This window comes from Candidatus Chloroploca sp. Khr17, from assembly GCF_004138165.1.
Classification (GTDB): Bacteria; Chloroflexota; Chloroflexia; order Chloroflexales; family Chloroflexaceae; genus Chloroploca.
The window spans coordinates 1-20,017 of the sequence record NZ_RYFF01000037.1; the positions used below are offsets into that span (position 1 = coordinate 1).

Sequence of the window (20,017 nt, forward strand, 5' to 3'; positions counted from 1 at the left end):
TTGTCAGTATGACGTGCGTCAAAGCGGAAGAAGCTGGGCGGACGGTCGTACTGGTCGACCCCGCATACACCTCGCAGATGTGTTCGTCCTGCGGTGAACTCGTGAAGAAGACGCTGCGCGACCGCACCCATTCCTGCCCGAACTGCGGGCTGGTGATGGATAGGGATCATAATGCGGCACGCAACATCCTGCATCGGGGCCTCCAGTATCTTAGATCGTAGCTTGATGAGTGTGGGGCGGCACACTCTGAAGCCCAGGTGCTTTAGCCCTGGGAGCCGTCACATAGACACGTAAAGTATTCAAATACTATCTTTTACGCATCATCTTACACGATTGCGGTAGATATATCACTCCTTAATTCATCTGTACATGAACAAGGTCTGTGATAGCCAGACTATACCATACTCCCGGCACAAGAGTGTAACCACTTGCCCCAAAAAGCGACGTGAAGTGGTGGGAATATCTATAACAGTTGCCGGTAGCTTGTTACCAGCAACTGCTATTCCCCAGGCCCTTATTGCGTGATGCCGATCCTTGCCGCTCACCCTACCATACCATACAATCAAAGCAACCAGGGCTTGTGTGCCCTGGCTGAACATGGGGCAACCACGTTCCCTCACGCCCCCGTTTTCCTTCATCGTGTGCTACGCTGAAAATGGGGGAACCACGTTCCCCCACGCCCCCCGTTTTCCTTCGTGGTGGTACGCCGACAGGCGCATCGTGTACTGATGCAACGTCCGAGTAGGGTTCGATAGCGTCCGCATCTGCGTCATCTGCGGACGCCCTAATCTGCGTCATCTGCGTAATCTGCGGACTATCGGGATGACGTTGCCTCAGCCCTACCCGTATTCGATCCGCACACTGAAAGATGCGAGAATCCCTGATGAGCTTTGATCCTGAATATATGGTTGATGTGGCCGAGGCGTTGCGCCACGCTGCCTATGATGGGGCGATCTGGAGCCTGAATTGCGAGCAGTTGAATGTGAATCTGATGCGTTTGATGACCGGGGCAGGCATTCCCGAGCATCGCAATGACGAACTCGATGTGCTCCTGGTGGTCTTTGAGGGCTCTGGTGAACTGCAACTGGATGATCAGCGGCTTGCCCTCGAGCCTGGCCTTGCACTGGTGATCCCTCGCGGGGCCCGCCGTGCGATCCGCTGCCTGCGTGGGCCGCTCGCCTATCTGATGGCCCACCGCCAACGCGGGGCGCTCTTGCCGCGTTGAGGCGCAAACCCTGGGTGCGCTTAGTAGAGGGTGAGCGTTCGTCAGACCTCACAGGTCTTCAAGACCTGTGAGGTCTAAGGCAGGCGCAGGCACAACGCACGTTGCGATAACGAATTGGGGCCACGAAGCAACGAATAATTGCGTCACAAAGCCTGTCTTCGTATATTCGTGAGTGTTCTTCGTGGTCGGCGGCGCTACCAGAAAACTCACTTCACAGACCACTCACATCGCCCCCTTGAGCAAGAGCAGCAGCATCACGACGGGCGTCTTGGCAACAATGCTGTGCGGCAACTGGGCCGGCATATGCACCCAGGTATTGGGGCCGGCCTCAAGCACCTCGGTGCCAAGCGTCAACGTTGCCGAACCCTCAACAATATGGAGCATGGCAGCCATCGAGGCCGTATGCTCCGAGAGTTCTTGCCCCGCCGCAAAACCAAAAAGCACCGCCTTGAGATGCGTATCCTGGTAGATCGTCCGGCTGATCGTGCCATCGGTGGGGATCGTCACCTGAGCGGCGAGATCCTGAAAACTGGTTGCATTCATACGCTGCCTCCGGTAGCAATATCGGAGCCTACGGCTCTCACGGATCTCGCTTGTGGTGGCGCACACAGCCAGCAAAGCTGGCTGTGTGCGCCACCACAAGCATAGGATTAGTATGAGCCCTAGCGCTTAAAGATCAACACGGCATTGACGCCACCAAAGCCAAACGAATTGGACATCGCAACCTGCAGGTGCGCCGGACGAGCGGTGCCGGGTACATAGTCAAGGTCGCACTCTTCATCGGGCTGGTCAAGGTTGAGCGTCGGTGGGATCAGGCTGTTCTGCAACGTCAAGATCGTCGCAACGGCTTCGACGGCACCAGCCGCCCCGGTGAGGTGCCCAATCATTGACTTATTCGCGCTGATCGGCACATTGCCGGCATACTCCCCAAAGACCTGCTTGATCGCCCGCGTTTCGGCCAGGTCACCGGCAGGCGTAGCGGTCGCGTGAGCATTGATATAGTCGATCTGCTGGGGATCAAGGCGGGCGTTGTGCAAGGCGCGACGCATCGCCCGCACCGCCCCATAGCCATTGGGGTCAGGGGCAGTGACGTGGTAAGCATCGGAACTGGCCCCATAGCCAAGCAACTCAGCCTGAATATGGGCACCCCGGCGGCGCGCACTCGACATGCGTTCGAGCACCAGCACAGCGGCGCCCTCGCCGAGCACGAAGCCATCACGGTGCGCATCAAAGGGGCGCGAGGCATGCGTCGGATCATCGTTGCCCTGGGTGGTCAACGCCCGGATCACCGCAAACGCACCAACCGTGAGCGCTGAAATCGGGGCTTCGGCCCCACCAGCCAGCATAATCTCGGCGTCACCCCGCCGGATCACCTCGGCTGCCTCACCGATGGCCTGGGCGCCAGCGGCACAGGCCGTACAGACCGCCGACGTATAGCCACGCAACCCGAGCTGGATCGCAACCTGACTCGAGGGCATATGCGGCAGCGCCGACGCAATGAAAAAGGGACTAATCTTCATCCCACCGCGTTGCAGCAGCGTCGCCGAAGCCTGCTCGATCTCTTGCATCGAACTGGTACCGCAACCAATCAGCGTACCAATCTCCTCACTGGCCGCCGGGTCAATGCGCAGATTTGCCGCTGTGACCGCCATATGCGCTGCGGCAACGGCTAACTGACTGGAACGCGAAATACGCCGGGCCTCTTTCGCATCCATAAAGACCTGCGGCACGAAATTGGGCACCTGGGCGGCAATCTGGCACGGGAACTGGCTCGCATCAAAGTGGGTAATGCGCGTTACCGCACTCTGCCCACTACTCAAGCCCTTCCAAAAAGGAGCCAACCCGATCCCGAAAGGCGAAACAACGCCCATCCCAGTCACAACAATCCGGCGGTCTTCATCCTCTTCATCCAGCCCGAGCGGCAAAGGGGCGGTGATTGGCGCATCCTCAAGCACCTCGGCCAGCAATTCATCAATCCGGGCCTCAAGGTCAGTGGACGCCGTCGAACGCACCAGACTGAGCAACTCGGCACGCAGGGCCGCTCGCCGATTCGCTGACATCTGCGCCATAGTCAAGTCCTGGCCTATACGCGGAAACGTTCGAGTATGATACCACGCTGCACGAGAGCCTGCAACGCGAGGGCTTACCCCGTCACGGCAAAGAGCAGGCCCGCCTCGCACGCCAATTCGCCGTCAACAGTGGCCCGCCCTCGGCCTTTGCCAATGCCACGACGCAGCTTGTCAAGGGTCACTTCGAGGCGCAGATGATCGCCGGGGCGCACCACCCGCTTGAAGCGACAATCATCAATTCCTGCAAAGAGCACCAGTTTATCAGCGTAGGCCGGCAGACTCATCACCGCCACGGCACCAGTCTGCGCCAGCGCCTCGACAATCAACACCCCGGGCATCACCGGATTCTCGGGGAAGTGGCCTTGAAACTGCGGCTCATTGACCGTGACCAACTTCTCGCCCACTGCGCGTACCCCGGCCTCAAGCTCGCTCACCCGGTCAAGCAAGAGGAACGGGTACCGATGCGGCAAAATCGCCATAATCTCTTGGATTGTTAACACAGGTCTTGATCCTTTCTATATCGTGTTTCGTCGTCGGTCAACTATATGTCCCGGTAGCACCACCGACCACGAATATTGATAACGAATAAACGAATATGGGCGGCTCTGTGCGGTATTCGTTTATTCGTGACCCCCATTCGTGGTCGGCTAACGACGCCAGAAAACTTCATTCACACACTAATAAGTAGTGTGTAACCTACGTTTTCTGCTCTAGGGCTTGGCTTCGACAAGCTCAGCCAACGGCGGACGATGGGCGTTGCGTACGGACGAAGCCTGGGCCTGCCGAAGCCTAAGCCTGCCGAAGCCCCGTTGATAGAAGCAAACTTTTGTTACCGACCATACGTCGGTTGAGTCCCTACTAGATCTCCATGCTAGAATAGAAGGGAACTAGTTGATATGATGATGTAGAACACACGCTGTGTGAGGTAATAGAATGCAACAACGTAGTGGTGGTGGTTGGATCGGTTGGTTGATTTTCCTCCTTGTCATCTTCGGCTCGCGTTTTCTTCCGCCTGTCGCCCAGTGGCTTTCACAGGTCACTGGTTTCGCTATTACAACACCGATGCTGATCGGGGTTCTGGTTGGGCTTGGCGTGCTGGTGAGCATTGTCAGTTCCATGATCCAAGAGACAAATAAGGAGCAACCCCCTGGCACCGGGATGCCACCAATGCCAACCGGTCAACCGCGGCGCGGCGCGGCCAATGGGCCGACGATTTCGGTTCCACCGACGTCGGCATCGTCACCCTTTCCCGCTGCGCCCCACAGTGGCTTGCCGCAGGCACGTTTGCCCACTGGTGCGCCCCCACGCTTAAAGCCGCCTCAGTTCGAGCCAATTATTGATCCCCGGGTGCTGGTCATTGGCATTGTTGGCCTTGTCCTTATGGGGGGCGTCTTTTTGTTGCTTTTCCTTGTTGCGCCAGCCATTCCGTAACAACAATCAGTGTATGGTGGATCTATGCAGTCCTATGACCCCTTTGCCCGCTACTACGATGCCGATTTTCGTGAATACCGCGATGATGTGGCCCTGTATCACGAGTTCGCCCGCCGCACGGGGGGGCCCCTGCTCGAGTTGATGTGTGGCACCGGTCGTGTGCTGGTGCCGCTTGCCGAAGCCGGCTATACGATCACTGGCGTCGATAGTTCAGCCGCGATGCTTGACCTTGCCCGCGAACAACTCGCCGAGGCCGAATTGACCGCCCAGACAACCCTGATCCAAGGCGATGTCCGTGATGTTCATGTGCCCACCAACCATTTTAGCCTGGCTTTCATCGCGATCAATTCGTTTATGCACCTCGAACGGGTCGGCGACCAACTTGCCTGCCTGAATACGATGCGCAAGGCGCTAACCCGGCGCGGCCTGCTGATCCTCGATCTCTTTAGCCCCGATCCTGCCGAGATCATCCGCGAAGATAACCGGCTTGTCCTTGACCGTGCCTATCACCTCGATGGCCGTTATGTGCAGAAGTTTGTCGCCATTGATAGCGACTATGCGTCGCAAGTGAGTCGCGTCACCTACCTCTACGATGAAACCGATCTACAGGGTCAGGTGACACGACGCACGATGCAGTTCACAATGCGCTGGTTGTATCGCTTTGAACTCGAACACCTGCTGGCCCGGGCCGGTTTTGTGGTTCGCCACATCTATGGCTCGTATGAGCTCGATGAGTACGCCACAGGCAGCCCGCGCCTTATTGCGGTGGCGAGTCCGGCCCGCGAAGCCTAGCATACGTCGTTAACGCATCAGATTTTTCAACATCTGAACATCTGATTCGACCATCATTTGTACAAGTTCAGGAAAACTCACTTTACGCTTCCAGCCGAGTTTCGCCTGCGCTTTCGCGGGATCGCCGATCAGCAGATCGACTTCGGCAGGGCGCATAAAGCGTTCGTCCAAGACTACATAGTTCTGGTAATCGAGATCCACCGCGCCAAATGCCAGTTCACAGAATTCGCGTACCGCATAGGTTTCACCCGTTGCCACAACATAATCGTCAGGCGTATCTTGCTGCAGCATCAACCACATTGCTTCAACATAATCCCCGGCAAAGCCCCAGTCGCGGCGAGCATCGAGGTTGCCCAGGCGCAGTTCATGGTCGAGGCCGAGTTTGATCCGGGCTGCGCCATGAGCAATTTTGCGCGTCACAAATTCGAGGCCACGCCGGGGGCTTTCGTGGTTAAAGAGAATGCCACTGCTCGCGTGCAGATTGTAGCTCTCGCGATAGTTGACCGTGATCCAATGGCCGTAGACTTTCGCAACACCGTACGGGCTCCGTGGATAAAAGGGCGTTGTCTCGGTCTGCGGCACCTCGACGACTTTACCAAACATCTCGCTGCTGCTGGCCTGATAAAATCGGATCTCGGGATCAACCAGGCGCACTGCATCAAGCACCCGCGTCACCCCAAGCGCCGTGGTCTCACCAGTAAAGACCGGCTGCGCCCACGAGGTCTGCACAAATGACTGGGCGGCGAGGTTATAGACTTCGCTCGGACGATATTCGCGCAACAGGTTGATCATCGAGATCTCATCCATCAGATCGCCTGTGGCGAGGGTAATGCGATCCTGAATATGTTGAATGCGCTCGAAGTTGACGGTGCTCGAACGCCGGATCATTCCAACAACGTCATAACCCTTTTCAAGCAGTAGCTCAGCCAGGTAACTGCCATCCTGCCCTGTAATGCCTGTAATCAACGCCCGCTTCTTGGCCATGCTTTTCATTTCCTTTCAAACGAAGCTTCGTGCGGTATCAGTATACCCAACATCATGTGCTATAGTGTAACATTACTGGCGTTTTGCATTTCTGGGGAAGCGGGGCCAAAGGCACCCAATAAGCTCGCTTATGCTGGCCGTTTTCGCCAGCATAAGGCATGTTTCAAACGAGCTTGACCGTTTGCGGTAATTGGAGTGCCGACTTCAGTCGGCTGAACTGGAAGCCGACTGAAGTCGGCACTCCAAACGGTCAAGCAAGCATACCCAATGCTGAAACATGCCTAAGCCTTGCGTTGAAGGGCTTCAGCCCTGACGTTGATGAGGTAGATATGTCCAAGCATACACAAGGGCTGAATCCCGCACAACGACGGGCCGTCGAGGCAACTGCCGGACCCGTGCTGGTGCTGGCCGGGCCGGGCAGCGGCAAGACACGGGTGTTGACGCATCGCATTGCCTATCTGATCAATGAGGCTGGGGTCGATCCGTTTCATATCCTGGCGGTGACGTTTACCAATAAGGCCGCCCGCGAGATGAAGGATCGCCTCCATGCGTTGATCGGCCCCGATGCGGCGCAGGTGCTCTCGGCGGGCACCTTTCATAGCCTCTGTGCGCGGTTCCTCCGCAAGGATATTGTCCACCTCGGGCGCGAACGCGATTTTGCGATCTACGATGCCGATGATCAACTTCGCTTGATGCGCCGGGTGCTGCGCGACCTCAAGCTTGATGAGAAACAGCATCCCCCTAGGGCGATCCTTGGCCAGATTTCGAGTGCCAAAAATGAACTCGTCTCGCCTCAGGAGTATGCCCGCCTCAATCGTACCTATTTCGGTGAGCTTGTGACGCGCTGCTACGAACGCTACCAGGCGCTGCTACGCGAGTCGAACGCGCTCGATTTTGATGATCTGCTGGTCGAAACAGTGCGCCTATTTGACGAGCATCCCGCGGTGCTGGCACGCTATCAAGATCGCTATACGCACCTGCTTGTTGACGAGTATCAGGATACCAATCGGGTGCAGTACCTCTTGGTGCGCCAACTCGCGCTGCGCCACCGCAACCTCTTTGTCGTCGGCGATGATGATCAGTCGATCTATCAGTTCCGTGGCGCTGATGTGCGCAATATTCGCTCGTTTGAAGTGGATTATCCCGAGGCCCAGGTGATTCTGCTCGAGCAGAATTATCGTTCGACCCAGGCGATTCTTGATACGGCTCAGGCGATTATCAATGCCGGTGATAAGCAGCGCCACCTCAAAAGCCTCTGGACCGACAACGATCAGGGCCTCGACGTTGCGCTCTACGAGGGCTTTGACCAGGAAGCCGAGGCGGGTTTTGTCGTGGACGAAATTGCCCGCCTGGTTGCCGCCGGCGAGGTGACACCGGGCGGGTGCGCGGTGATGTATCGCACCAATGCTCAATCCCGCCCCGTCGAAGAGGCGCTGATCCGACGTGGCTTGGCCTATCAAATTGTTGGCGGCATGCGTTTTTATGACCGCAAAGAGATCAAAGATGTCATCGGTTATCTGCGTCTGATCATCAATCCCTTTGATAGTGTTAGCTTCAGCCGGATCCTCAACTGGCCCGGACGGGGCATTGGCGAGCGCACCGAGGCCGAGTTGATGCGCTGGGCAATGGAGATGGGCGTGCCCGTCTTTCAGGCGCTGCGTGAACTCGAAACAGGCACTATCGCGTCACCTTTGAATGCCCGGTCAACCAGTGCGCTGCTTGGGTTCCTTGCCCTTATTGACGAGCTCAGCCGTGACTGGCAAGAACGTCCCCTCACCGAGTTGATGGATACGGTGCTTGAGCGCGTTGGGGTGCGCCAGGCGCTTGAGCAAGAGTATGGCGTAGAAGCAGCCGAAGAGCGCTGGCGTAATATCGAGGAGTTGCGCTCGGTGAGCACCGAATATCTCAATCTGCCAACCGAAGCTCAGTTGCCGACCTTTCTCGAAGAAGTCGCCCTCGTGGCCGACGTCGACCGCTTCGATGCGGAAGCCGATGCGATCACCTGCATTACGCTTCATCAGGCCAAAGGCCTTGAATTTCCGGTCGTTTTTCTGATCGGACTCGAGGATGGCTTGCTGCCGCATAGCCGTTCGCTCGAAACCCGCGACCAGATCGAAGAAGAGCGCCGCCTGCTCTATGTTGGCATAACCCGTGCCAGGCAACGCCTCTATCTCTGTTACGCCTTCAAGCGCATGCAGTACGGGCGCAGCACGTTCAGCACACGCTCACGTTTCCTCACCGACATTCCCCGTGAATTGCTGAAACAGCCGCACGGGCGCAGCGGAATCAATCAACCGACGGCTCAGACGAGCATGTTCACCAAGCGGAGCGGTCTCGACCGCGAACCTGAACAGCGCATTGCCAGGCCAGGCCAGAAGACCGCGCCTGTCGTCATCCCAGCCAATCGTTCCGGTGGCAAAAACACCCGGACAAAACGGCCTGCCGGCCCAACGGAAGTCTCCTTTTTTGCCGGGCAGCGTGTTCGCCACGCGACCTTTGGCGAAGGTGTCGTTGTCAGCAGTCGCCTGGTGGAGGACGACGAAGAGGTCACCGTTAGCTTCCCTGACCGCGAACGACGGCTGCTCGCCAGCTTTGCCCGTCTTGAACGGGTGAGCGAAGCGTAAGCCGATCCTCAGAGCAGCGTCGTTTCCGCAGACACGATCCTGGTCGCTCACTGAGAAGCTATGCAGAGGGCAGGCTGTATGGTCTTCTGAAAGACCCTACAGCCTAACCTTGATGCGCCCATTATGTAAAAAGGGATCCCTTATGTTCAGAGAAAGGCATCGGCAACACCGTAGAGCAGGTTCTCCACCCAAAGAAACCATCCTGAGCAATGTTCTGGGTGAGTTCCTTGACCCTATCGATGCACTCTTCACCATCTTTTTCAGCATTCTCTTTGCACTACTCTTCACGCTTTCGTATGGCATTTTGATCTATCATGGCATCATCTCGACCTCTTTTGCAAATGGATATGGACAAGAGCTGTTTCTTACCATCATGGGAGCTGTCGCAGCCTGGGGGATCATCGACGGCGTTCTCTATGTTCTGGGTGAGGGTCTCGCACGGCGCGAGCGCTATCGGTTGCTTCAGTATGTTCAAACCAGTGAGAGTGAGCAAGATGCCACGACCGCCATTGCCTATGAACTAGATTTCATCCTTGAGCCGATAACCAGCGATGCTCAGCGACAAGCCCTTTATCATGACATTCGTGCCTATCTGAGCCAGGCCGAGCCCCAGGCAATTGGCATAAAGCGTGAGGATCTGATTGGTGGCGTAGCAACAGTCTTGCTATATGTCGCCGCCGTGTTTCCCTCCCTGCTCCCACTGCTGCTGATCCCCGATAACACCATCCTGGCAATTCGCATCTCGAATGTTGTGTCGTTTATCATTATTTTCGCTATGGGCTACAATTGGGGGCTCCATACCGATATGAATCCGTGGAAGATGGGCTTGCTGCTCTCGTCTGTGTGCCTGGCTATGGTGCTGGTGGCTATGTTGTTAGGAGGCTAGGAGGGGCGAATCACCCGCCCCTACCGCATCACGAAGCTACACCATCCCACCTACGCAGGGCAAAGGCTTACACCCGCATCTCCCCAAGCCGCTTGTCCAGGAAACTGGCAGCAAAAGCCATAAAGTGGTAGATATCGGCAAAGTTGCTGGCAATGCCCAGCGAGACGCGCACGGCACCGGCGCTCTTTTTGTGCTTCTGTTGCAGGATCGCCTGGAATTGATCCAGCGTCATCCGCTGCTCATCCTGAAAGGCCTCACGCATCTCGGCCTCGGTCAGGCCATGCGCGACCTCCCCGGCCCCGGGGTTGCAGAAGCAGCCTGTGCGTAGGGAGATCTGGGCCTGATTCGCCAACTGCTCAACGATGTGGAAATCGATCAACTCAGCCTCGGGATCGTAGAAGTTGAAGGCGATCGTTCCGCCGCGATTGGTAGTGTCAGTCGGCCCATAGATGCGCACCAGGGGCGAGCCATTGCTGTGGCGCAGCGCCGCCAACTCTTCGAGCAGCCAACCCGTAAGTGCAGCGACCCGGTCGTGGATCAAATCTACGCCAATGCTGTCAATATACTCTAGCCCAATCTGGATCGCAGGCAGGTTGAGGTAATCTACTGTGCCATCCTCATAGGCCGCCTCGCTATCAGCCAAGTGATGGCTACACCCCTGCACCGAGGCCATCGTGATCGTTCCGCCGGCAAACCAGGGACGCCGCAGCTTTTTCAGCGCGTCCTTCCGGGCCAGCAGGCAGCCTACCCCGGTGGGGTAACCAAAGATCTTGTAGAACGAGAGCGAGACGAAGTCGGGTTTCCAACGGCTCAGATCCAGCCGATTGGTGGGCGTGAAGGCCGCCGCGTCCACGAAGACATCCCATCCCTTGGCCTGGGCGTGCTCGATCAGATCGAGCGGGTGCTGCACACCAGAAAAGTTGGACTGGGCTGGAAAGGCAAAGAGGTTTGCATAGGCCGGATTCGCCCGGTCAAGCAATTCGTCCAGTCGATCCTGACTGATGCGCAGATCCGGCGGAACCACGGGCAGATAATGCACCGCTGCGCCCTTGGCCTGGGCAAACTCGCGGATGCCATTGACGGAATTGTGGTTGTCAAAGGTCAGCAGGTAGCGCCCGCCAGCGCAGAAGGGATAGGCCTCACCCACCAGTTTGAGTGCGCCACTGGCATTGGGGGTGAAGATGGCAGCGTACTCCTCAGGCGAGGCCCGGAAGAAGTCGTAGACATAGGCTCTGGCCTGGTCGACCAAGCGGGTGGAGGCCATCGAAGTAGGATTGACGGAATGAGGGTTGCCAAAGACATGCTGCCGTAACAGGTCAGCATGACGGCGCACCTGCTCTTCAGCGTAAAGGCTTCCTCCGGTATAGTCCAGGTAAATATGCCCCTGCTGATCCAGCCGGGCGTATTCGGTGGCCCGCAGTTCGCGCAGGCGAGAGGTCGCTGCATAGGCTGGATTGCGCTGCAAAAAAGCGGCCCGGGCAGCGTCGAAGCCCTCGGGGCGATAGAGGTCAGCAGCAATGAGGGCAGTCATACAACTCTCCTTTGGCATGGTCAGACACTACCTCACACATAAGCCGAACGCTTCAACTGGGTCACCAGAAAGTCGCGGAGTGCGCGCGCCGCTGGCGAGGCAACCCGGTCGCCTCGCCAGACGAGGCCCAGGGTCCGTTCGAGTTTCTGGTCTGTGACCCGTAACACCATAACCTCACTCGTCTCTTGCACGGCCAATCGTGGTACAAGCGCAATACCGATGCCCGCCGCCACAAACCGCAAGAGCGTATCGGTCTCTCCGCCATCAAGGACAACCCGCGGGGTAAAGCCAGCCTGCTGGCAGGCCGTCAACGTCGCCTCACGCAATTCGTAGTTTTCAGGCGAGAGCACCCACGAAGCATCTTGAAAATCGGCTATTTGCGCCATACCTTGCGCAGCCAGAGGATGATCACGGCACACAACAATGACCATCTCTTCGGTAAAGAGCGGTACCACCGTCAGATGTTCGTCTTCAACCGGAAGCGTCACAATCCCCACATCAGTCAGGCCAGCTTCCAGCAGATCAAACAGGGTCTGCACTCCCGCCTCATGCAACCGCAACTCGATACCAGGGTAACGCCGATTAAAAGCCGCGAGCACCCGTGGCAACAGTTGTGTCCCGACCGTCGGTGGTGTCCCGACCGACGCACGCCCGCGCCGCAAGCCAACGCGCTCGGCCATTTCGGCCCGAGCCGACTCAACCTGAGCCATAACGGCACGGGCATGGGGCAACAGCGCTTCACCAGCCTCGGTCAGGCGCACATTGCGCCCAACACGATCAAAGAGGGCCACCCCCAGTTCTTGCTCGAGCTGGCTAATCTGTTTGCTCAAGGCAGGCTGGGCAATATGCAATTCAGCAGCCGCGCGCGTCACGTGTGAGTAACGAGCTACTGCTTCAAAGTAGCGCAGATGTCGTAGTTCCATAGGTTGCTCATCCTGGTCATCACGACCAGAGGTGGTTCAAGAAAACAGTGTTGCGTAGATACGTCAATGTGCCTTAGTATAGCAGATCAGTTCGAGAGCGTGTTATAATCGTAAGCAGTTTGACGCTCACTCGTGTCGCTCACGTGTCATCATAAGAAATGGAGGTACAGCTATGTACCGCTACCTCATACTCATTGTCCTGGCATTGGCGTTGCTTCTTCCGAGTACGCCCCTGGCGGCTGCACCAGCAGCCAATCCGCAGGCAACAGCTTTTACCTATTTCCCTGAAACCGGCCACAATGTTGGCATGCAGATCAAGCAATTCTTTGACACCTACGGCGGGGTGGCCGTCTTCGGTCTGCCGCTCACCGAATTGATCATTGGGGCCGACGGTCGTCAGGTTCAGTATTTCGAGTACGCTCGGTTTGAGTATAACCCAACCGCGCCGCTTGCCGCTAGGGTAACTCTTACCCGTGCCGGGGCAATGGTGAGCGAGGGACGCGCCGATCCTGCTTTTCAATGGATGACAGGCAGCGCCGATCCTGAACGCGATTTTTACCCCGAGTCGGGCCATACGCTCGGGGGTGCCTTCCGCTGGTTCTGGCAAAGCAACGGTGGGGTTCCAGTCTTTGGCTATCCGATCTCTGAAGAGTTGTACGAGCAAGACGATGTGACCGGTACCGAGGTGCTGGTGCAATACTTTGAACGTGCCCGCTTGGAGTATCATCCTGCAACCGCAACCGAGCCTGATGCCGTGCGCCTGACCCCCGTTGGACGGATGCTGCTCCAGCGCGATCCGGTGGCCCGCGCCGCCACAGCACCAGTCCGAGCGATTGAATTGCTCGGACGCGCCACGACGGGCTTTGCGGCCTCGTCCTACGAGCGCGTGACCAATGTTAGTCGGGCCACCGAGATGGTGCATGGCATGATTGTGCCGGCCGGGGCCGAGTTTTCGTTTAACTCGATTGGCGATTTTTCTGAGGCCAATGGCTTTGTGGATGGCTATGCGATCGTGGGCGGGCGCCTCGAGCGCGTCATCGGCGGCGGCCTCTGTCAGGTCTCAACGACGCTCTTCCGGGCCGTCTCGTACGCGGGCTTGCAGATTACCCGCCGCGTCGGCCATAGCCATATTGTCAATTTCTACGAAAATATCCTTGGCTTCGATGCCACCGTCTTTGTGCCCAGTGTCGATTTTCGCTGGCGCAACGATAGCCCCGGCCCGGTCTATTTGGTCGGCATTACCGATCTGAATGCCTCGCAGGTCTCCTTCGAGATCTATGGCATTAATGATGGCCGCAAGGTCGTCCATCAGGCCCCCATTACACGCAATTGGAAGCAACCCGGCGTTGCCGTCTGGCAGTATGATGCATCGTTGCCCCAGGGTGCCGTGCGCCAGATGGTGCAGGGACGCGCCGGGGTGGATGTGACGCTGAACCGGGTGATTACGTTGGCCAATGGCCGTACCCGCACCGATGCCTATGTCACCCGCTATGCGCCCTGGGAAGATTTCTTCCTCTATGGGCCAGGCGTTACCCCGCCATCCGGGGTCAAGGTGATAGCCCCCAGGCGCTAAGGAGCGAGCGCCCGTCAGACCACCCGAGTCTTGAAGACCTGTGCGGTCTGACTAACTGGTCTGTAACGTAAGTTTTCTGGCGTCCTCAGCCGTCCACGAATGGGGGCCACGAAGAAACGAAGAGCGCATGGAGCAGCCCATATTCGTTTATTCGTTATCAGCATTCGTGGTCGGCGGCGCTACCGGGAAACTTTTGTTACAGACTACTGACTACAAAGGAGAAATGAGGTTCTGGTGAAACAGCCGCCGCTCGGACCCGTATTGACGACTCCCAGGCTGGTCGAGCCGATCTGGGGTGGCACACGCCTTGCACCATGGCTTGATCTGCCCCAACCCTACCCAGAACGCCTCGGTGAGAGTTGGCAGGTCTTTGAGGGAAATCTCGTCAACTCTGAACCGTGTGCCGGAAGATCACTCGCCGACCTTGTTACCCTGTATGAGGGCGATCTGGTCGGAAGTCGGACGCTCCAGCGCTATGGGGCCGATTTTCCGCTGCTCGCCAAGTTCATTGATGCCAATGACCGGCTCTCGATCCAGGTGCATCCTGACGATGCGTATGCCCATACCTATGAGGCCCATACCGGCTTTCACGGTAAGACCGAGGCATGGTATATCATTGATGCCGCCCCGGGTGCAACGGTAACGTATGGCCTCACAAAGCCATGCACGCGAGAGGAATTTGCCGCCGCGGTCGCCGATGGTTCCGTCGAGCACCTGATGGCCCATGTGGCCGTGGCCCCCGGTGATGTGATTTTTGTGCCCGCCGGGACGATCCACGCGATCAATGCAGGCATTCTGCTCTTTGAGATTCAGCAGAAGTCCGATCTCACCTATCGGGTCTATGACTATGGCCGCCGTGATGCCCACACCGGTCAACCTCGGACGCTCCATCTTGAACAGGCGCTGCAGGTGAGCCAGTTTGCCCCGGCCTCCCATGCCTTGGTGCCGCCGCTGCGCCTGGCCCCTAACCGGGATCTCTTGATTGCCTGCCCTTCGTTTGCGCTTGAACGCTGGAACCTCGCGCAACCAGTCACCGCTGCGACTGATCAAGGGAGCTTTGCGATCCTGACCGTGCTCGATGGGTACGTGCAACTGGTTACCAATGCGCCCACCTTGGAACTTGAACGTGGGCGCTCGGTCGTGTTACCGGCAGCCCTTGGTACCTATCACCTTGTGCCGCACGGCAACGCGATGGTGCTCAACGCGTATGTACCCGATCTGCCGCAACTCATCCAGCAAGCCACAACCGCAGGGTATGCCTCCGAGCAACTTGCCGCTACCATTCGTCAGTTACTGTGAAAAACACGTTTCGTTTTTTTGTTGAGCCCGCCACCGTGCATAGCGATCTGGTGCGCCTGGAAGATCCGGCCCTGGCGCATCAACTCAGCCGGGTCTTGCGCCTCAATCCCGGCGATCAGATCCTGCTCCTTGATGGCCTCGGCACCGCCTATACCCTGGAATTGACCGCCCTGAGCCGCAAAGAGGTTGTGGGTCACATCCTTGCCCATGAACAGGCCACCGGCGAACCAGACCTGCACCTGACGATCTATCTGCCGCTGATCCGGGCCGAACGCTTCGAGTGGGCGCTGCAAAAATGTGTTGAACTAGGGGCCTCACGCTTTGTGCCCGTGCTCTGCACACGCTCGCTCGCAAGTGAGCGGGCTGACCAGCGCAAACACGAACGCTGGCAACGCATCGTGCGCGAGGCCGCTGAACAGGCGTGCCGTGGCGTGCTGCCAATCATCGAACCACCACAGACCTTTGCCAGCGCCTGCACCCAGGTACACCAGGTGAGCCTCGCCCTCCTGCTCGCCGAATTCGATGGCATGCCGTTGCTCCGTACGATACTTCGCACGTACCTCACCACAACGAATAGCCCCAGCCCCACCTCGCTCGCCCTCTTCAGTGGACCCGAAGGCGGTCTCACCCCAGATGAACTGACAACCGCAGTTGACCATGGTATCATGCCTGTATCACTTGGCCCGCGTATTTTGCGCGCCGAGACTGCACCGGTTGCCGCAACCGCAGCCCTGCTCTATGAGCTAGACAACCGTTCGGCAGTCACCTGATCTATCGTTTCCCCTTACGTCACACGGCAAGAGGTTTAGCTTATGATTCGTATCTCGCGCGCGCTGATCGCCGGCTCCATTGTGAGCGTTCTGGTCGCCATCATTGCCTTTGCCAGTGGCTGGACGGCAGCACGACTGGCAGGGACAACCTTTGTCGATAGTTTTCTTGCCAGTTTCGCGACAACCTCGGTTCGGCAGGATACGCCGACGAATATGCGTGACCAATTTGCGGTCTTCTGGCAGGTCTGGCATCTGGTTGAAGGCGAATTTTACCAGACCGAACCTATCGACCAGCAAGAGATGGTCTATGGCGCGATTCGCGGCATGCTGAGCTCGCTCGATGATGAGTATACAACCTTTCAAGAACCCGTTCTAGCCGCCCAGAGTCGCGAGTCAATGCAGGGGAAATTCGAGGGTATCGGGGCCTATCTCGGCATCAAAGAGGGCGAGATCATTATCGATCGGCCCTTCAAGGGCTCGCCAGCCGAACGTGCCGGATTGCAAGCAGGAGATGTCGTTGTCGCCGTCGATGGGCTCTTGCTCGGCCCAGAAATTGCCACCCTGAGCGATAGCGAGGCCACCAGCTTCGCCGCAAACAAAATTCGTGGCCCCAAAGGATCGCTTGTAACCCTGACGCTGCGGCGTGAACCAGACCCTGAGCCGTTTGACGTGGCGATCACCCGCGACGAGGTACCCATCATCACCGTCAACGGCGAGATGCTTGACAATGGCGTTGCCTACATCCAGATCACCGAATTCAAAGCCACCACTACCGCCCTGCTCGACGATACACTAAGCGAATTGATTCCGCAGCAACCAACCAGTATTATCCTCGATTTGCGGAATAATCCCGGTGGTTATCTACGCACTGCGCAAGAAGTCCTGGGCCGTTTTTACAACGGCGTGGCCCTCTATGAAGAAGAAAATGGCGGGGTCATCAAAGAACTCCGCACCATTCCCGGCGCGAGTGATACACGGCTGTATGACCCACCAATGGTCGTGCTGATCAATGGGTCATCAGCCAGCGCCGCCGAAATTGTCGCCGGAGCCTTGCGCGACGAGCGTCCCAACACAACGCTGCTTGGTGAGCGGAGCTTTGGCAAAGGATCGGTTCAGAACATTCACCAGTTACGTGACGGCAGCAGTGCGCGCATCACCATTGCCCACTGGCTCACCCCTGATCGCTCGCGGATCAATCGCATTGGCATCACCCCCGAGTACGAAGTGCTTGCCTCAGATGATCCGGCGTACATGGTACCCTGCGTCGCTGGACGTCGCCCGAACGAAGGCGCACCAGCCTGTCACGACGCCCAACTCGCCTGGGGCCTCCAACTCCTCGCAGGCATCACACCACCACCGCCCTCCGAGCAAACAACCCTATTCCCTCAACGAGGCCCACCGGCCATCTTCTCATGAGCCGTGCCCTGCACGATTCACAGCAAAACGCAGCAAGCGCTGCTCGCTTGAGCGAGCAGCGCTTGCTGCGTTTCTGAAGCCTCGATCACCAAGGAAGACGGGGTTGCCTGGGGAGGGCAGTGACGAGAGAGATCCGTCTGGGTTTGGTCGTCATCAGGACAAGCAACGGAATGGCGACGATAACTGCCCCAATTGTATGAGGAACATGCAAACCAGGAAGCTCTCCCTGGTCAATGTGGACATGATCTGGTTCAAAACCCGATCCATCTAAGTCAGTTTGAAGGAGTGATAACCTCGGCTCCAGATGCAGTATAATCTCACTTTCTCCTTTTGAGGGGAAATTTATGACAACCTTTTGTGAGAGATTATTTACGGAAACGCGCCTTTCGGTGCGAAAATCTTGGGTATGGTATACTTCGACCATGAACACTCCCCGCTTGCCAGTTCGTACCGACAAGCGTCCCAACGAAGGGCTTGTTGAACTGCGCAATTACACGTTGATCGAGTTGCAAGGCCAGGAAGAGCTTGCAACGATTTATCGTGCCACGCATCAGACGCTGGATCGCCCGGTCGAAGTGCATGTCTTGCGGCGCCATGATTGGATCTCGGTGAGTCGCTTTCAGCTTGCCGCCCGCCTGGCGGCTCGCCTGACCCATCCGGGCCTCGTTCCGGTGATCGATGCTGGTCACGATGAGCAACTGGGCGATTATCTCGTCACTCCTCAGCTTGATGCGCAACCGCTGCACAAGCTGCTCGAAGCAGGGCCAATGCCCCCGATCCGGGTGTTGCGCATTGTGCAGCAGCTTGCCGCTGCCCTTGATTACCTCCACGGTGAAACGATCTTTCATCGCGATGTGCAGCCAGTCAATATTTTTGTCGGAAGCGAAGGCGTTGCCTATCTTGCCAATCTCAGCCTCGCGTCCGGGCCAGATACCCCCGATCTCAGCAGTATTGACGAGGCCGATTACCTGACCCCCTATTCCGCCCCGGAACAACGCCTCAGCAAGGGCGAGGCCGGTACAGCCCTTGATGTCTATAGCCTGGGGGCCGTGATCTACCATATGCTCACCGGCGAGATTCCCACAGGGGCTGAATTACCTAGCCTCGCACGGCACGATCCCGGCCTGGTCGCCGCCGATCGCGTTGTACAGCGCATGATGGCGGCCCAACCCGCAACTCGCTTCCCATCCGCAGGCGCGGCTGCCCTCGCGCTCCGCCAAGCCCTGCGGAGTTATGTCGATGAAGCCAGCGCTGATATGGAAGAGTCGCGCTGGGAACCGGTAGCCGAGTGGCTCGATAATCCCGTCGAGACTGTCCTCCAAACGACTGGTAATGAACAATTTGGCGCTTTTCTGAGCCGCGCACGCAAACGCGCCGACGAGTTGCACCGCCGTGATGCGATTCGCCGCCACCTTACCAGTTGGAGCCGCGATAGCTACTTTCGCCGCCGCAGCCTCGGTCAACTGATCGAGCTCGAACAGATTGTGAGCTACAACGTCTATTTTTATGAACTCAAGATCTGTTACGAGACCCGGCAAGCGAGTCGGCCACGCGTGCGGCCCTTTGCCCCCGATGATCAACCCTCCAACCAGGCTATCCCTGATCTCTGGACAATCCCTCTGCCTGAGGTCAAGCCTGACCGAAAATCCCGCCCCACCGAAGCCACCGTGCCCCACTCAATCCGCATTCTCCCCTGCACAACCTGTCTCCACGAAGGCAAAATCCCATGTAATGTCTGCAACGGCACGGGCCTGGTGACCAAAACCAATAAAATTTCGCATCCCGACCGCAGCCGCACCGAAGAGACGATTGAGGTCTCGTGTCCTCAATGCAAGGGCTATGGCAAAATCGCCTGCCCAACCTGCGACGGTCACGGCAAAATGACCGAAACCCAGGTCTTTCTCTGGTCACGTGAATTTCGCGTCTGGGAAGAGACCGATGATGTCGAAGATTTGCCGCCGGTCGCCCTGAAAACCGAGCGCCAACCCGTCTTTGCCGGCACCATCGATCTCTTTCAAGGCAACTGGCAGAGTGTTGCCCCACTCGCGGCTTTGATTGACGCTGCCTCGCAGTATGGCGACCAAGATACCCGTATCGTCTCAAGCGAGTTGAATGTCCACGGTGTAATGATCACCGAAATTGATGGCCTCCTTGAAGAAAAACCGCAACGCCTCTACTTGATTGGCGAACAAAACCAGACGATCGGCGACTGGACCCTGCTCAACCCCGAACGCCTCATCCTCACAGCAGTCTTTGGCTTGCTCGCCTTGCTTGCGCTGTTGACCCTGATCTTTACCTTGTTTTGAGCCTCTGGCTGGGTTTGAGGGCTAGCAGTTTCGTATCATCCCTTTTTCAGCGTAGCTGAACATAATTCTCACCCCTGCTTACGTTTGCTACGGTAGAACTGTCTAGCCCCTTTGCTCCAGTTCCGCATCCCCCCGTTTGGGATGCATCAGGAGCAAAGCTCAAGTGGCTTCGCTCTCAGCAATCGTTC

At 57.6% G+C, this 20,017-nt stretch carries 17 protein-coding genes; 11 read left to right on the forward strand and 6 right to left on the reverse strand.

The features are described 5' to 3' along the window. The coding region (locus EKD05_RS18495) for a zinc ribbon domain-containing protein (RefSeq protein WP_165360800.1) at positions 1 to 221 on the forward strand (221 nt) is incomplete at its 5' end. Positions 222 to 883: 662 nt separating this feature from the next. After that, the gene (locus EKD05_RS18500) at positions 884 to 1,225 is read left to right on the forward strand and encodes a cupin domain-containing protein (protein WP_165360801.1); all 342 of its coding nucleotides are present in this window, start codon (positions 884 to 886) and stop codon (positions 1,223 to 1,225) included. A gap of 222 nt (positions 1,226 to 1,447) precedes the next feature. Here EKD05_RS18500 and EKD05_RS18505 read toward each other — a convergent pair whose 3' ends face one another. The 3 genes from EKD05_RS18505 to fabZ all read right to left on the reverse strand — a co-directional run bounded on the left by EKD05_RS18505 (position 1,448) and on the right by fabZ (position 3,794). Further along, positions 1,448 to 1,768 (reverse strand): cupin domain-containing protein, encoded by a 321-nt coding sequence (locus tag EKD05_RS18505; protein WP_129675629.1) that lies wholly within the window; start codon positions 1,766 to 1,768, stop codon positions 1,448 to 1,450. Positions 1,769 to 1,887: 119 nt separating this feature from the next. Further along, positions 1,888 to 3,294: a beta-ketoacyl-ACP synthase II gene (gene fabF, locus EKD05_RS18510; RefSeq protein ID WP_129675632.1), complete on the reverse strand. Its 1,407-nt coding sequence runs from the start codon at positions 3,292 to 3,294 to the stop codon at positions 1,888 to 1,890. A gap of 74 nt (positions 3,295 to 3,368) precedes the next feature. Continuing rightward, positions 3,369 to 3,794 (reverse strand): 3-hydroxyacyl-ACP dehydratase FabZ, encoded by a 426-nt coding sequence (fabZ, locus tag EKD05_RS18515; protein ID WP_129675635.1) that lies wholly within the window; start codon positions 3,792 to 3,794, stop codon positions 3,369 to 3,371. A 433-nt stretch (positions 3,795 to 4,227) separates the two neighbouring features. Here fabZ and EKD05_RS18520 point away from each other — a divergent pair, with 433 nt between their 5' ends. Together EKD05_RS18520 and EKD05_RS18525 are read left to right on the forward strand one after the other, a co-directional pair. Next, complete coding sequence (locus EKD05_RS18520; protein ID WP_129675638.1) at positions 4,228 to 4,725, forward strand: hypothetical protein; 498 nt, start codon at positions 4,228 to 4,230, stop codon at positions 4,723 to 4,725. 24 nt (positions 4,726 to 4,749) lie between these two features. Beyond that, positions 4,750 to 5,517 (forward strand): class I SAM-dependent methyltransferase, encoded by a 768-nt coding sequence (locus EKD05_RS18525; protein WP_129675641.1) that lies wholly within the window; start codon positions 4,750 to 4,752, stop codon positions 5,515 to 5,517. Between the two features lie 9 nt (positions 5,518 to 5,526). Here the strand turns inward: EKD05_RS18525 and gmd are convergent, their stop codons facing one another. Then, positions 5,527 to 6,501 (reverse strand): GDP-mannose 4,6-dehydratase, encoded by a 975-nt coding sequence (gene gmd / locus EKD05_RS18530; protein WP_129675643.1) that lies wholly within the window; start codon positions 6,499 to 6,501, stop codon positions 5,527 to 5,529. Positions 6,502 to 6,830: 329 nt separating this feature from the next. Between gmd and EKD05_RS18535 the strand changes: the two genes are divergently transcribed. Then, positions 6,831 to 9,125 carry an ATP-dependent helicase gene (locus EKD05_RS18535; RefSeq protein ID WP_129675646.1) on the forward strand — a complete coding sequence of 765 codons (2,295 nt, stop codon included), beginning with the start codon at positions 6,831 to 6,833 and terminating at the stop codon, positions 9,123 to 9,125. 109 nt (positions 9,126 to 9,234) lie between these two features. Next, positions 9,235 to 10,011 (forward strand): hypothetical protein, encoded by a 777-nt coding sequence (locus EKD05_RS18540; RefSeq protein ID WP_129675649.1) that lies wholly within the window; start codon positions 9,235 to 9,237, stop codon positions 10,009 to 10,011. 67 nt (positions 10,012 to 10,078) lie between these two features. On the opposite strand, the gene EKD05_RS18545 is transcribed toward EKD05_RS18540, so the two are convergent. Both EKD05_RS18545 and EKD05_RS18550 read right to left on the reverse strand, forming a co-directional pair. After that, a complete protein-coding gene (locus tag EKD05_RS18545; protein ID WP_129675652.1) occupies positions 10,079 to 11,542 on the reverse strand; it encodes an aminotransferase class V-fold PLP-dependent enzyme in 1,464 nt (487 codons plus the stop codon). A gap of 32 nt (positions 11,543 to 11,574) precedes the next feature. Beyond that, positions 11,575 to 12,465 (reverse strand): LysR family transcriptional regulator, encoded by an 891-nt coding sequence (locus EKD05_RS18550; protein WP_129675655.1) that lies wholly within the window; start codon positions 12,463 to 12,465, stop codon positions 11,575 to 11,577. Between the two features lie 172 nt (positions 12,466 to 12,637). Between EKD05_RS18550 and EKD05_RS18555 the strand changes: the two genes are divergently transcribed. From EKD05_RS18555 to EKD05_RS18575, 5 genes are all read left to right on the forward strand, one after another. After that, a complete protein-coding gene (locus tag EKD05_RS18555) occupies positions 12,638 to 14,038 on the forward strand; it encodes a VanW family protein (protein ID WP_129675658.1) in 1,401 nt (466 codons plus the stop codon). Positions 14,039 to 14,272: 234 nt separating this feature from the next. Beyond that, positions 14,273 to 15,337, forward strand: coding sequence for a type I phosphomannose isomerase catalytic subunit (locus EKD05_RS18560; RefSeq protein ID WP_129675661.1), 1,065 nt, complete (start codon positions 14,273 to 14,275; stop codon positions 15,335 to 15,337). Further along, positions 15,334 to 16,107 carry a 16S rRNA (uracil(1498)-N(3))-methyltransferase gene (locus EKD05_RS18565; RefSeq protein WP_129675664.1) on the forward strand — a complete coding sequence of 258 codons (774 nt, stop codon included), beginning with the start codon at positions 15,334 to 15,336 and terminating at the stop codon, positions 16,105 to 16,107. Before EKD05_RS18560 ends, EKD05_RS18565 begins: the two co-directional genes overlap by 4 nt. A gap of 42 nt (positions 16,108 to 16,149) precedes the next feature. After that, positions 16,150 to 17,523, forward strand: a complete 1,374-nt coding sequence (locus tag EKD05_RS18570) for a S41 family peptidase (protein WP_129675667.1) — start codon at positions 16,150 to 16,152, stop codon at positions 17,521 to 17,523. A gap of 422 nt (positions 17,524 to 17,945) precedes the next feature. Further along, positions 17,946 to 19,829 (forward strand): protein kinase, encoded by a 1,884-nt coding sequence (locus tag EKD05_RS18575; protein ID WP_129675671.1) that lies wholly within the window; start codon positions 17,946 to 17,948, stop codon positions 19,827 to 19,829. The last annotated feature ends 188 nt before the right edge of the window (positions 19,830 to 20,017 follow it).